Annotated in this window: 10 protein-coding genes; 4 read left to right on the forward strand and 6 right to left on the reverse strand. The window is 38.7% G+C overall.

Annotated elements, in window-relative coordinates:
• Nucleotides 1-182 precede the first annotated feature (182 nt).
• From IPJ83_07215 to IPJ83_07235, 5 genes are all read right to left on the reverse strand, one after another.
• The gene (locus IPJ83_07215; protein MBK7880330.1) at nucleotides 183-485 is read right to left on the reverse strand and encodes a hypothetical protein; all 303 of its coding nucleotides are present in this window, start codon (nucleotides 483-485) and stop codon (nucleotides 183-185) included.
• A 177-nt stretch (nucleotides 486-662) separates the two neighbouring features.
• On the reverse strand, nucleotides 663-1745 hold the full coding sequence (locus IPJ83_07220) for a hypothetical protein (GenBank protein MBK7880331.1): 1083 nt from the start codon (nucleotides 1743-1745) through the stop codon (nucleotides 663-665).
• Nucleotides 1746-1802: 57 nt separating this feature from the next.
• Nucleotides 1803-3356 (reverse strand): Rne/Rng family ribonuclease, encoded by a 1554-nt coding sequence (locus IPJ83_07225; GenBank protein MBK7880332.1) that lies wholly within the window; start codon nucleotides 3354-3356, stop codon nucleotides 1803-1805.
• A 382-nt stretch (nucleotides 3357-3738) separates the two neighbouring features.
• Nucleotides 3739-4521: a tetratricopeptide repeat protein gene (locus IPJ83_07230; protein MBK7880333.1), complete on the reverse strand. Its 783-nt coding sequence runs from the start codon at nucleotides 4519-4521 to the stop codon at nucleotides 3739-3741.
• Between the two features lie 2 nt (nucleotides 4522-4523).
• Nucleotides 4524-4844, reverse strand: coding sequence for an integration host factor subunit beta (locus IPJ83_07235; protein MBK7880334.1), 321 nt, complete (start codon nucleotides 4842-4844; stop codon nucleotides 4524-4526).
• 264 nt (nucleotides 4845-5108) lie between these two features.
• Here IPJ83_07235 and IPJ83_07240 point away from each other — a divergent pair, with 264 nt between their 5' ends.
• The 4 genes from IPJ83_07240 (at nucleotide 5109) to IPJ83_07255 (ending at nucleotide 12356) form a co-directional block, all read left to right on the forward strand.
• Nucleotides 5109-5978 carry a YicC family protein gene (locus IPJ83_07240; GenBank protein ID MBK7880335.1) on the forward strand — a complete coding sequence of 290 codons (870 nt, stop codon included), beginning with the start codon at nucleotides 5109-5111 and terminating at the stop codon, nucleotides 5976-5978.
• Nucleotides 5975-6559 (forward strand): guanylate kinase, encoded by a 585-nt coding sequence (gene gmk / locus IPJ83_07245; GenBank protein ID MBK7880336.1) that lies wholly within the window; start codon nucleotides 5975-5977, stop codon nucleotides 6557-6559. Before IPJ83_07240 ends, gmk begins: the two co-directional genes overlap by 4 nt.
• A gap of 653 nt (nucleotides 6560-7212) precedes the next feature.
• A complete protein-coding gene (locus IPJ83_07250) occupies nucleotides 7213-9942 on the forward strand; it encodes an AAA family ATPase (protein MBK7880337.1) in 2730 nt (909 codons plus the stop codon).
• A 104-nt stretch (nucleotides 9943-10046) separates the two neighbouring features.
• Nucleotides 10047-12356 carry a hypothetical protein gene (locus IPJ83_07255; GenBank protein MBK7880338.1) on the forward strand — a complete coding sequence of 770 codons (2310 nt, stop codon included), beginning with the start codon at nucleotides 10047-10049 and terminating at the stop codon, nucleotides 12354-12356.
• Between the two features lie 7 nt (nucleotides 12357-12363).
• Here IPJ83_07255 and IPJ83_07260 read toward each other — a convergent pair whose 3' ends face one another.
• Nucleotides 12364-13392 (reverse strand): glycosyltransferase family 4 protein, encoded by a 1029-nt coding sequence (locus tag IPJ83_07260; GenBank protein ID MBK7880339.1) that lies wholly within the window; start codon nucleotides 13390-13392, stop codon nucleotides 12364-12366.
• Nucleotides 13393-13429 lie beyond the last annotated feature (37 nt).

The raw sequence follows: 13429 nt of genomic DNA on the forward strand, positions 1-13429 counted from the left end.
GTCAATCATGGTATTCATTGATTCATATTCCAATTTTTTTTTGATTTTATCAAATTAGAACAGAGTCAGAAAACTTCAAGAATGAATGACAAATAAATTAAGATGAAATAAATTTAAATAATCCTGCAAACTGCCAGGCTCTCTGATTTTGAGCTAAAAGCTAGAGGATGATTATCTGAAAATCAGATAAAATATTCAGGTGGTATATCCTGTAGTTTTGGATCAGAAGTGGAAATGTATCCATTAATTTCTGAAAAAACAGAGGTGTTCTGTTGTTCCAATTCGGAAACAAAATGATGCGGAGATAGTGCTAATCGAACGTGGTAAAAATTGTCCTCATCAAAAACCTTTGTCTCCTTTTCAGAATTGTCGCTGTTGCAATCTGTAAGCTCATAGAGTAAGGACGAATCCATAAGCTGAATGCATCTGAAGGACACATCCCCCAAAATGACCAACAACAATAAAATTCCTTTGATACAAGACATAGGTTTATACAGATGGCAAAGGTATTAACTTATCTTTCAACTTGGTTATTAAAGAAATGTTAAAAATGGAGATTGCCTTTGCTGGGTTCGGTTTGCCTTCTGTCCAAACTCGCAACTGTCTTTTTTCAAAATGGTTGGAAATGATTCCAGGGTTCTATATATTCCAAAAAGATTTAGCTATTGCTCGGGTAACATTTTTTGGATCAGTGGATCCAGATAATATTCTAGCCCAGAGCTTGGCTGAAATTCTAAATAGCCGGGATAGGCCAACGCCTCCTTAACATGCTTCTTTAAATTTAAATCGTCCTGATCCACATTGAGAAAAAGATTTTTCGCCATTAATCCACGGCCTAAATATTCTTGTTCTGGTTGGCCCGGAGTGGGTATGAGCAATGCCTTTTTTTGAATGACCGAAAGATCCAGTAAAGTAGAATATCCACTTCTGCATACGATTAATCCTGAAGAACACATGATTTCATTTAATTCTTCAGAGGTGACAAGATCCTTCACTTCCAGATTTACATATTTAGGTAAAACCGCGCCTGTTGTTGTACCTCTGATCAAAATCATCTTGGCCGGACCCAAATCATTTATTTGGCTGAGGATCTTTTCTTCAAAGAACCTTCGCTGCGGTTCGGGTCCGGACAACATAAAACAAATATCAAAGCGCTGTGGCAAGTCCATTGTCCTGAAACGACTTAACGGACCTATAAAAAAATGCTTACTTGATTTAAACTGGTGAGCAAGATCTCCGGATAGATTATGGTCGCCGCCAAAATCCGGAACCCAAATTTGATTAAACTGAAGATAAAAAAAACGCATCCAGGTATCTGAAATAAATTCAATTAATTTCGAGCCTAGTGGAATATGAAGATGGTGTGATATGATAACAGATGCAATTCCATTTTGAGCTGCACCTAATCTGGCATCGGATACTACCAAATCAATTTGATGTTCTTTACATATTTTGCCGAGGGCAATTTTTTCTAAAAGTATTGCCTTGTGCAATTTAAAAATCTGAAAGGTCATATTCCAAAACATGTTTCTGCTGGGATAAGTAATTCCGTAATCCGGAACATCATAAACCACAAGTTCTGGAAATTCCTTTCTTAATAAATTACTTCCTGCGCCTGAGGAAGCGAGTACGAGCTCATAACCCTTTCTGATAAAATAACGAATGACAGGAATAGTTCTTGTAACATGACCAAGACCCCAATGTTGTGGTGCGATAAGTACGTTTTTACGGGATGCAGTCGGCATATATTCCTGCAAAGTGATTACAACTTTGCGATGGTAAAATTAGAAAAAAAGGAATATCTATTCGTTTAATCGTATTTCATCCTCAGAACCATCATAAAACTTAAATTGTATCATCCCCAAGTCCTGGTCTTCAACCAGCTTTACCCTCTTCTGATATTTAAAATACCATTTCCAGCCAAAATTAAAGAAACCTTTCTTGAGAAATGCAATCACAAAAGGATGTGCCTTTAATATTGGATCTTTTGGTGGTCTTGTATGCATGATAAAATCCAAATCCCTCTCTATCTGATCTACTAAAAGGATCGTTGGATTTACTTTTCCGGATCCATTGCAACACGGACAAAGCTCAGCAGTGTCAATACTCATTTCCTGCTTTTCCCTTTGACGGGTGATTTGCATTAATCCAAATTTTGACAAAGGCAGAATGGTGTGCTGACTGCGATCACCTTCCATGTATTCCTTCATTTTCTTATAAAGCAACAATTTATTTTCATTGCTTTTCATATCAATAAAGTCTATCACTATAAGCCCACCTATATCTCTTAACCTCAGCTGTCTGGCTATTTCCTCCGCAGCCTCCAGATTTACCTGTATCGATGCATTTTCCTGATCCATCTTTTGAACCTTTGGGCCACTGTTTACATCGATCACATGCATCGCTTCTGTATGATCTATAATTACATAAGCCCCGCTTGGTAGTGTAGCGGTTTTTCCAAAAGATGACTTGATTTGTCTTTTGACACCATGGGCATCAAAAATTGATTTAGTGCCTTTATAAAAATGAAGGATGTTGTTTTTCTCCGGAAGATTGGTATTGAGATAATCCTTTATGCTGAGGTACATTTCCCGGTCGTTAATATGAATTCCCGTGAAATTCTTATTCAGCAAATCCCTGATCATACTGGAAGTTTTATCCAGCTCACTCAGCAGCTTTAATGGAGGTCTTGCTTTGACCAATTGCTGGTGCATGTGCTTCCATCTTTCCAATAAAAGGTTGATTTCTTCATGAAGCTCTGCAACTTTTTTTCCTTCAGCTGCAGTACGCACCACAATCCCAAAGTTTTTCGGCCGAATGGATTCTATCAGATTAAATAGTCGCTCCCTCTCCTCCGTGCCTGCAATTTTTTTAGAAATTGCAATGGTGTTGCTAAAAGGAGTAAGGACTACAAATCTACCTGGAATAGTAATCTCACAACTTAATCGATGGCCTTTGGTAGAAATAGGTTCTTTAAGGATTTGTACCAAAAGAAAGGTCTTCTTGTCCAGAACCTGAGAAACTTTACCATTTTTATTGATGTCTGCCTGAATTTCAAACTGATCCAACATGGGACTGGTCTGATTTCCATGAATGACATCGTGAGTGTACTTTTTGACAGAATTCAAAACAGGACCCATATCTGTATAATGGAGAAAGGCCTCTTTTGAATGTCCTATATCGATAAATGCAGCGTTTAAACCGGGCATGAGTTTCCTCACTTGCCCAAGGAAGATATCCCCTACATTATAGAGCGTGTTGGCTTTCTGCTTGTGCAGCTCAACCAACCGTTTATTTTCAAGTAACGCTATCTCAACAGTACCCTGGTGGGCGGAGATAATTAACTCTTTGTCCATGCATCTTTTTTAGATGCGGGTAGGAGGCAGATAAATAGAAACAGAATGGCGAAAGATCCGGAAGATCCCAAGAAAAATTTCTTATCGGTTCTTGGATCGTTTCCGAAGACTTGCACTTGATCAATCAAGCTTCAGAAAGAATAATTTGGACTTGGGATGATATCTTCCACCTGGTCAAGGTTAAATCACGAACTCTTCGGAAAACACCTCTGTCCCGCCTGATCAATCTATCTGTTCTTTTTCTTATGTCTGTTTTTTCTCAATCGCTTCTTACGTTTGTGAGTCGCGATTTTATGTCTTTTTCTTTTCTTACCGCAAGGCATAATTATAAATTTATATATAGTTTCTTTAAAATCTTTTTGTCGGTGAAGTGCTTAATTTTCTATTTCACCTCACATAATTTCCTGAATGGTTCTGGATCTTCGTTCAATTGTCCTCCTGTGATCAGTTCTACCATCAGACAGTTAGCTTCCCTTTGATTCGGAGTCTTTTCCAAAATAACCCCAAGTCGTTTTTTGGCCTTTTCCCATTGACCTGTCTGAATCGCCAGTTGGCTTAAGGTAATTTGCAAGGGTAGATAATCAGGATACTTTTTATCCAGATTCAACAAAGCCATAATTCCCTTCATGGGCTCTTCATCAGGCATTTTTACCAAGCATAAGGCTTTATTCATCTGGTGCTGTGGTTCGTCCGGTGCCAAAGAAATCGCTAAATCAAATGCTTTTTCCGCATTCTCCCGACAATAAAGCCTATCCTTCTCTGATTTCATCTGATCCAGACCGGCCAGAAATGTCGTCCCGGCAATACCCCAGGCTTCTGCTGTCTTTTCAATTTCAGCGACCTGATTTGCATATCCCCCTGCCAAGTCCATTCTTTGCATTCGATACCAGAATCCGGATATCGCTTTTAAAGATGCTGACTTAGCCAAATCCTCTTCTCCAGAATTCAAACTCTTTTTCAATTCTTCCAGCTCAGCTTTCTGATCTGGATTAAGATCCTTAGTAGCCTGTTCAGCTAGTTTATTTATTTCGGAAGTCTCAGACAACTTGCGATCACCCTTTTCGCCTGAACTCTTTAAATCAGCGGACACAATGTCAAAAGCAAAATAACTGAAGACAATAAATCCTAAAAAAAGCAAAGCTATTCGGCCGGGATTCCTCAACATGCCTATTCTTCTACATCATCTTCGTAAGCAGCGCCCTCCGGTTCAGTACCCAATTTCACATGGTCCACAAATATTTTTGCAGGCTTAAAGGAAGGGATAAAATGCTCTGGAATTTCAATGGCCACATTCTTTTTAATGTGTCTGCCTATCTTTTTTGCCCGTTTTTTTACTACAAAAGAACCAAAACCACGGATAAAGACATTCTCCCCGTTTGCCAAAGAACTTTTAACTTCCTTGAAAAACATTTCAAGGGAAACCAATACATCAACCTTAGGCACTCCAGACTTATCCGAGATTATTGAGACCAAATCAGCTTTTCTCATTTGCTTGATATTTAGACAGTTATGAATTTTTCTCTTAAAAGAGTGTGCAAATTTCGCAATTTTAACCCGAACTCAAAATTTTTAACCAACTTTTTTGTAAAAATTATTTTTCTAAGCTTTTCTCTATCAATAAGATAGAATACCACATAGACAGGAATAAGCCAAAAATAATCCAAATCTCCAAAACTTACCCAACAAATTTTCGCTCCCCGATAACTCTGCCCACATTAAGCGAATCTTCCTACCTTCGCAAAAAATAATTGCATGGTTTATTCAATGACCGGCTACGGCCACGTAAAATCGCAATATGGCGACAAAGAAATTACCGTAGAAATCCGGTGTCTGAATTCTAAAATCAATGATTTTCGTCTCAAACTTCCAAATGCCTACAAACAAAAGGAATTGGAGTTGCGTAAATTGCTAAACGAATCTGTCGTCAGGGGAAAATTAGATGTGGTTATTTCGGTGGTATCATCAAAAGGAGACGAAGAATTTAGCCTGAATAAAAAATTATTCACCTCTTTTTACAATCAGATCCAGGAACTTGGAATAGACCTTGGTAAAACAGACATCCTGAATGCCATCCTCCAGTTTCCTAATGTCATAGAATCCCATGAGACGGATCTGGATGAGGAAGAATTTGAATTTACTTTGCAGGTACTCAATGAGGCAATAGAAAAATTGAACGACTTCCGATCTATCGAAGGGACCATTATCGAAAATGATTTTATCCTTCGGTTGAAAATCATCATGGACCATCTTAAAGATCTCGAACAATACGAGCAGGACAGAATGCAGATGTTGAAAGACAGAATATTGAAATCGCTCAACTCTACTTTCGCAAATGAAAATATAGATAAAAACAGATTCGAACAAGAGTTGCTTTACTACCTTGAACGCCTGGATATCACGGAAGAAAAAGTGAGACTAAAACAACACTGCGATTACTTTATTGACGAACTCAAAACTAAAGTGTTGAGCAAATCTAAGAAACTCAATTTCATCAGTCAGGAAATGGGCCGAGAAATAAATACACTCGGGGCAAAAGCTCAATACTCTCCCATGCAAAAAATGGTGGTGGTGATGAAAGACGAACTGGAAAAGGTAAAAGAACAACTTGCCAACATTCTATGAGTACACTGAAGGGAAAGATCATCATTCTTACTGCACCCAGCGGAAGTGGAAAAACCACCCTCGCCAATTACTTGCTGGAGACATTTGAAAATCTTTCCTTTTCTGTTTCTGCCACCACCAGAAGCCCCAGACCCGGTGAAGTGGATGGAGAAAATTACTATTACGTATCGCCCGATGAATTTAAAAACCTGATCAGCGAAGGTAAACTTTTCGAATATCAGGAAGTATATACAAACCAGTTTTACGGTACCCTGCATTCAGAAATCCGAAGAATTTGGAAAGCAGGAAAAATGGCGCTTTTTGATATTGATGTAAAGGGCGCTCACTTTGTCGAACAACAAGGTTATGAAAATGTGCTTACGATTTATGTAAAAGCATCTTCACTAGAAGTTTTAAGAGATCGTCTGACAAAAAGAGGCACAGAATCTCCGGAGGTTATAGAAAAAAGATTACAACGTGCTGCCGAAGAGCTGGAATATTGCAAATACTTCGATTACGTAATTACTAATGATAACCTCTCCCTCGCAAAAAAAGTATTGCGCCTGATTGCAGAAGATTTTATGGAAAGCGACTACAAGTAAATTTGAAAATTAGAGAATTTGAAAATTATTTCGTGGTTGTTTGATGCTTCCCAGCGTCAAACTAACGGCGTGGTTGTTTGATGCTTCCTAGCGTCAAACTAAACGCAAATAAAAAAAGTACATAAAAATTGGGGCTTTTAAACACCACGTGAATTTCAAGCTAGGAAGCTCGAAATAACCAACGCACTAAAGAGAATTTGAGAATTTGAAAATTAGCTAATATTTTAATAATGAAGATTACAAATAATACCTGCAAAACTCCCTGTGAATTTCAAGCTCGGAAGCTCGAAATAACCACGGTTGTTTGATGCTTCAAAGCGTCAAACTTTATACTTATTTAAAGTAGTACCAATTAAAAGGTACGTGAATACTAATTGGCTAATTTTCAATTTCTCTAATTCTCTAATTCTTTCGTGGACTTAATCATTTTAGTAAACAGAAGTAATAAGATCAATACGAAGAAGTTCTTACCATAAATTCAGCATCAATCCAAAAATCTCTTCTTTATATTCCCACAAATTAAATCGGAAATTATTTCCTACTTTACTTCAAAGATCAAGTAAATTTGTCAGTATTTACAGTAGATTCACTGCCAAATTTTCCGAAAAGTAAGTTTGGATAATTTTTTGATGCGATTAGCTAAAATCTGATTAATGACATACGAAAATTTTACCATCAAATCTCAAGATGCTATTCTAAGAGCTCAACAAATTGCTCAAAACCTGGATCAGCAAGTGGTGGACTCCCTGCACCTCTGTAAAGGTGTGATCGAAGTAGATGAATCCCTGTGTGATTTTCTCTTCCAAAAAATGAGCGCCAAACTCCCAAAAATTAAATCAGAGTTGGATGCTGAAATCAGAAAACTACCAAAAGTCTCCGGTGCAGATAAACAATACCTCTCCAATGAGGCCAATCAGGTCTTGATCAATGCCAAAAAAATAATGACCGAGTTTGGCGACGAGTTTATTTCATTAGAGTTAATTCTGTTGGCTTTTTTAAAAGGCAATGACAGCGTCTCTAAAATTCTAAAAGCAAACAACGTCAACTATGAGAACCTGAAGCAGGCCATCATCGAATTGCGCAAGGGAAAAAAGGTCAGTGAAGCAAGTGGTGATGAACAATACAACGCACTGAACAAGTTTGCCGTAAATTTAAATGCCGCCGCGGAAAGTGGAAAGCTGGATCCCATCATCGGCAGAGATGAAGAGATTAGAAGGATTCTGCATATTCTTTCACGCAGAAAAAAGAACAACCCAATACTCATTGGAGAAGCCGGGGTTGGTAAGACTGCAATAGTGGAAGGTATTGCCTGGCGGATTGTCAAGAATGATGTTCCCGAAAATCTTAAAGAGAAAAAAATATTTACACTCGATTTGGCTGCATTGATTGCAGGTGCAAAATACAAGGGTGAATTTGAAGAAAGATTAAAAGCGGTCGTTAAAGAAGTTAATGAATCCAATGGTAAAATAATTCTCTTCATTGATGAGATCCACTCACTCATTGGTGCCGGCGGTGGCAGCGGTTCCATAGATGCAGCAAATATTCTAAAACCTGCACTTGCAAGGGGAGAATTACACACAATCGGTGCCACTACACTGGATGAATACCAAAAATACTTTGAAAATGATAAGGCTCTGGTAAGAAGATTCCAGCCGGTAATCATTGATGAACCTTCTGTAGAAGATACCATCTCTATCCTTAGGGGTGTACAGGATAAATATGAAGTCTATCACAAGATTGCTATTTTGGATGAAGCGCTTGTTGCAGCTGCAGAATTATCTCATCGATACATCTCCGATCGTCAACTCCCTGATAAAGCCATTGACCTAATTGATGAAGCTTGTGCAAAATTACGCTTGGAACTGGACAGCGTTCCAGAAGAAGTGGATGAGATGGATCGTAAAGTGCGTCAATTGGAAATTGAGCGTGAAGGCGTAAAAAGGGAAAAAGAAAATGTCAAAATAAAATTCATCGAAGAACAATTAGCTAATGCCAAAGAAAAACTTGCTTCCTTAAAAGCAAGCTGGCAGGCTGAAAAAGAAATCGTAGATGAAATCCAGGTCATCAAGAAAAAAATTGACGAAATAAATATTGCCGCCGAAAAAGCAGAACGTGAATCTGATTTTGGTCTGGTGGCTAAGTTAAAATATGGTGACCTGAAAGAACAGGAACTCTTATTGAAGACTGCTGAAGATAAATTAAAAATTCTTCCGGAAGGAAGCCGTTTTACTTCTGATACCGTCACCGCAAATGACATTGCCGGGGTAGTCAGTAAATGGACCGGAATCCCACTCCAAAAAATGTTGCAATCAGAACGTGAAAAACTTCTTGAGCTGGAAACAGAATTGGGCAAACGGGTGATCGGTCAGGCTGAAGCTGTGCGTGCTGTCTCTGATGCCGTAAGAAGAAGTCGAGCAGGTCTCCAGGATCCCAACAGACCAATCGGTTCATTTATTTTCCTTGGCCCAACAGGTGTTGGTAAAACCGAACTCGCAAAAGCCTTGGCCGAAGTGCTGTTCGATGATGAGAAAGCCATGACCCGCATCGACATGAGTGAATACATGGAATCCCATGCCGTATCCAAATTAGTAGGCGCTCCTCCAGGCTACGTTGGCTACGATGAAGGAGGTCAATTGACAGAAGCAGTTCGCACCAAACCATATTCTATCGTGCTGCTGGATGAAATTGAAAAAGCACATCCGGATACCTTCAACATTCTGCTTCAGGTATTGGATGATGGGCGCTTGACGGATAATAAAGGTCGCATCGCCAATTTCAAAAACACCATCATTATCATGACCTCTAACGTTGGCTCGGAAATTATTCTGGAGAATTTTGAAGACCTCGAAGCTGTCGGCGATAAACACCGCACAGAAATCATTGAGACAACGAGATTAGAAGTTTTTGAAAAATTAAAATCCAGTGTAAGGCCTGAATTCTTGAACAGGATAGATGATAAAATCATGTTCCTGCCATTGACCAAAGAAGAAATCAAAAAAATTGCCGGGCTCCAATTGAAAGGCTTAACCCGCAATCTCAAAGAACAAGGTGTCGAATTGATCATAAAGGATAACGCATTAAATCTGTTGGCTGATCTTGGATTCGATCCTCAATTTGGTGCCAGACCATTGAAAAGGGTGATTCAAAAAGAAGTGGTCAACGAATTGGCCAAGCTGCTTCTTTCTAACGACCTTGTCAAGGATGAAAGCATTACCTTAGATACAGATGCCAAAGGCTTCACTTTTAATGGCAAATCAACCGGTATTGCGTTGCATAGGGAATCTGATCGCAAATCTCAGATTGACGCGCTTACGAAGGCGACCAAAGATGTAGAACAGGCTTCCAAAAAAATGAAACCGGACCAGCCAGAAAACTTGAATTAATTTTTGAGCACATATTTCAAGTCTAAGCTTGAGATAAAATTTACTCAGGCTTAGACTTTTTACTTTCAAATTGCGTTAATACCTAGCTGTTAAATGCAATAAATATGCTGAAGCCTTTTCTGCTAATCCTTTTTCTTCCTTTGTTTGCGTGCGCGCAATCTGAATTGTTTATAGGCCAGTGGGTTACTCATCTTCCCTACAACAATGGTCTTCAAATCACCCAAAGTAAGGATTATATTTACTACGCAACCGCTTTCTCCCTGCTGCAAATAGACAAAAGTGATTTCAGTTCAAAGAAAATCACACGCACGGAAGGTTTATCCGGCAGCCAGATAAATTGTATTTATTTTCATCCTGAATCCAAAACCCTTATTGTTGCATACTCTGATGGACTGTTGGATTTGGTAAAAGAAGATGGAGTATCTGCAGTTCCGGATATAAAAATTTACAACAATGTGCCCATCAACAAAACCATCCGATCCATTTCGCATGGGGATGCACAACATGTTTTTATCAATGCAGATTATGGCATCAGTTACCTGAATCTAATAACAGGTGCCATAGCTTACACAGCTTTCACCCCAAACCTTAAAATTAATTTTACTATTCAATTTAAGGATGCTCTATACAGCGCCACCGCTAAAGGCCTGTACAAATTTGATTTGAAAAAAAATCTTTTGGTACAGGATTTTGGAAGTTGGCAACTACTGGGTGTAAGCGAAGGATTAAACCCAACAATAGAATACACCTCGCTGGCTATTTGGGAAAATAAACTTTATACCGCCAATTCAATTGGATTATTTGTTACAGATGATGTACAATTTATTCCTTCTTACTCCAGTCAGGGATATTCTCCTCAGCTTGTGAAAGCGGGAACAAAACATTTGATTTTAAACTTAAAGTGTAATGCCAACTGCAATACAAAAATTGCGTATTACCAGGAATCGACCGGATGGCAAGAATATACCGGTGAATGCGCTTCCATGAATCTTGGCATGGAGCAGGAAGAAAATGGAAGAATCTGGTATGCGGATAATCGTTGGGGTTTCAGATACATGAATGATTTTAATTCATCTTGCGAAGCCATTTACATCAGCGGACCATTCAATGAAGATTATCAAAAAATATTCAGCGGTTCGGACGGAATTTATATTGCAAGTGGATCGATCGTCAATCGTTTTGAATATCGGTTTAAAACTACAGGTATATACACCTATAAGGATAAGAAATGGGATGTGATAAATGGATCCAACTTGCCCTTGTTTAATGAAAAAGATATACGGGATATTGTCGATGTTGCAGAAACAGCCGATGGTTCAAAAATTTATTTTGCAAGTTACCACCGAGGCATTTTGCAATATGATCGTGCTAAAAATGAATATACACTTTTTGATCAAACCAATTCTGCCCTTGGCGTTGCAGAAGGAGATGAGACCAGAGTGCGTGTAAGCAGCATTGCCATCAGTCCAAAAGATAAGTCCTTATGGGCATGTGATTTTCTGGCAACAAAACCTTTGGTTTCTTTATCTAAAGATGGCAACTGGCAGGCGTATGACCTACCGGGTTTTAGCACGGAAATCATCGGTGTCACAGTAGACCGTAATGGTTACAAATGGATCATTCCAAGAAGAGAATCCGGAGTGATGGTTTTTGATGAAGGAGATCCTGCAAATCCGGGAGACGACCGCAGCATAATTTTAAATACTTCCAATAGCTCACTCACCTCCAATTTAATCAATACAGTTGAAGTAGATCTCGATGGTGATGTTTGGGTGGGGACTAATCAGGGTCCGGTCATTTTTGAATGCGGCGCTTCCATTTTTGAGGGCAATTGTAAAGGCTCGAGAAGGAAAGTGGATCAGGATGGTATCATTGGTTATTTATTGGAAACAGAAGATATCCTGAGTATCGCAATTGACGGAGCAAACCGCAAATGGATTGGTACAAGAAATGGATTATACGTTCAGTCTTCTGCCGGTGATGAGCAAGTGTATATTTTTAATACAGAAAATAGCCCATTGATGAGTAACGCTATTTTTGATATTGCCATCAATCAGAAAAATGGTGATGTTTGGATTGGTACAGAAAGAGGAATCCAAGTTTACCGGACAGAGGCTACATTTGCCAAAGATGTTTTCACGACGGACATTCTTGTTTATCCCAATCCGGTTCATGCGGATTATACCGGCCCGGTAGCCATCTCAGGTCTTGCACGAGATGCCCGCGTAAAAATCACAGACCTCACAGGTCGACTTGTTTTTGAAACTTTAGCAAATGGGGGAACGGCAATTTGGTATGGAAAGGATTATCTTGGCAAACCCGTAAGCTCCGGAACTTATTTAGTGTTCGCCAACAGTACACAAGATTTTGAAACGAGTGAAGGGGCAGTATCCAAAATAGTGATCACCCGCTAATAAAATATTACTTCTTCATGGAGTGGATGTCACTGTAATAACTTAAATATGCATTCAGACAATTCTCCCAACTGAATTTTGCTGCCTGATCTTTCAATTTTCCCTTTAGTTCAACACCATTTTGAGAAAATAAACTCAATTTTTCTTGGATAAAATTCGCCATTTCCTCTGCTTGAAAGGATTCAAAATAATAAGCTAAATCACCTCCAAATTCCGGTAAGGCGGTCTCTCTGCTGAGAAAAACCGGCTTTCCCTGACTCATGGATTCAATTACTGGCAATCCAAATCCTTCTGCCAAGGATGGAAATAATAATGCCTCTGTGTGTGCATATAGCCAATACTTTTCCTCTTCACTAATTTGCCCCGGGAGCATTACCCGATTTTGAAGCTGGTGCTTTTCTATTAGATCCTTTACTTTATTTCCGTAGGCTGTTTGATGATTCCCAGCTATAACCAGCATATAATCTTCAAAATAATTCATCAACGGAATCAACACTTCAAAATTTTTCTTTGCATTAAATATGCCAACACTAAAAAAATATTTCTTTTTCAGCCAGGGAAAATCTGGAACGAATTCCGGAAATTCTTGCACTTTACTTCCACAATAAATTATCCGCATCGGTTTCCCCTCTACATTTATCCTGGATTTTAATACCGAAGCTGTATATTCTGAAATGCAATTTATCGCGGTAGCTTTTTCGATATTTCGTTTTAGGATATCCAGATATTTTTGCTGTTTGACTTTTGATTTTTCAATTAAAAAATTTAAGTCGTGGACGGTAAGTAACTGTTTGGTCTTTGAATTAGGAAAAAAAGACGGATACTGTTGTAAGCTATGCCACAAATCATAATTTGGATTGAATTGCGGAAAATATCTTCTCCATAAATTGGCACTGATCGCAGGGGTATGCTGTGTATCAAAATTTGATCCCGCAGGCAATAAAAAATTCAATTGATATTCTGAAGGTGTCCATCGCAATGCCGTTTCAGCAAAATTCTTGGAAAACTGACCCAGACCACTGTTCAGTGTTTTCATTTTGTATAAATCCAGCAGAATTCTCAATGACTTATTT

The organism is Candidatus Vicinibacter proximus, from assembly GCA_016713905.1.
Classification (GTDB): domain Bacteria; phylum Bacteroidota; class Bacteroidia; order Chitinophagales; family Saprospiraceae; genus Vicinibacter; species Vicinibacter proximus.

Excerpts from the sequence above, each read along its gene's own strand:
- IPJ83_07215 (MBK7880330.1), bottom strand. The coding sequence starts at position 485 with ATGTCTTGTATCAAAGGAATTTTATTGTTGTTGGTCATTTTGGGGGAT.
- IPJ83_07220 (MBK7880331.1), bottom strand. The coding sequence starts at position 1,745 with ATGCCGACTGCATCCCGTAAAAACGTACTTATCGCACCACAACATTGG.
- IPJ83_07240 (MBK7880335.1), top strand. The coding sequence starts at position 5,109 with ATGGTTTATTCAATGACCGGCTACGGCCACGTAAAATCGCAATATGGC.
- IPJ83_07230 (MBK7880333.1), bottom strand. The coding sequence starts at position 4,521 with ATGTTGAGGAATCCCGGCCGAATAGCTTTGCTTTTTTTAGGATTTATT.
- IPJ83_07250 (MBK7880337.1), top strand. The coding sequence starts at position 7,213 with ATGACATACGAAAATTTTACCATCAAATCTCAAGATGCTATTCTAAGA.
- IPJ83_07260 (MBK7880339.1), bottom strand. The coding sequence starts at position 13,392 with ATGAAAACACTGAACAGTGGTCTGGGTCAGTTTTCCAAGAATTTTGCT.
- IPJ83_07235 (MBK7880334.1), bottom strand. The coding sequence starts at position 4,844 with ATGAGAAAAGCTGATTTGGTCTCAATAATCTCGGATAAGTCTGGAGTG.
- IPJ83_07225 (MBK7880332.1), bottom strand. The coding sequence starts at position 3,356 with ATGGACAAAGAGTTAATTATCTCCGCCCACCAGGGTACTGTTGAGATA.
- IPJ83_07255 (MBK7880338.1), top strand. The coding sequence starts at position 10,047 with ATGCTGAAGCCTTTTCTGCTAATCCTTTTTCTTCCTTTGTTTGCGTGC.
- gmk (MBK7880336.1), top strand. The coding sequence starts at position 5,975 with ATGAGTACACTGAAGGGAAAGATCATCATTCTTACTGCACCCAGCGGA.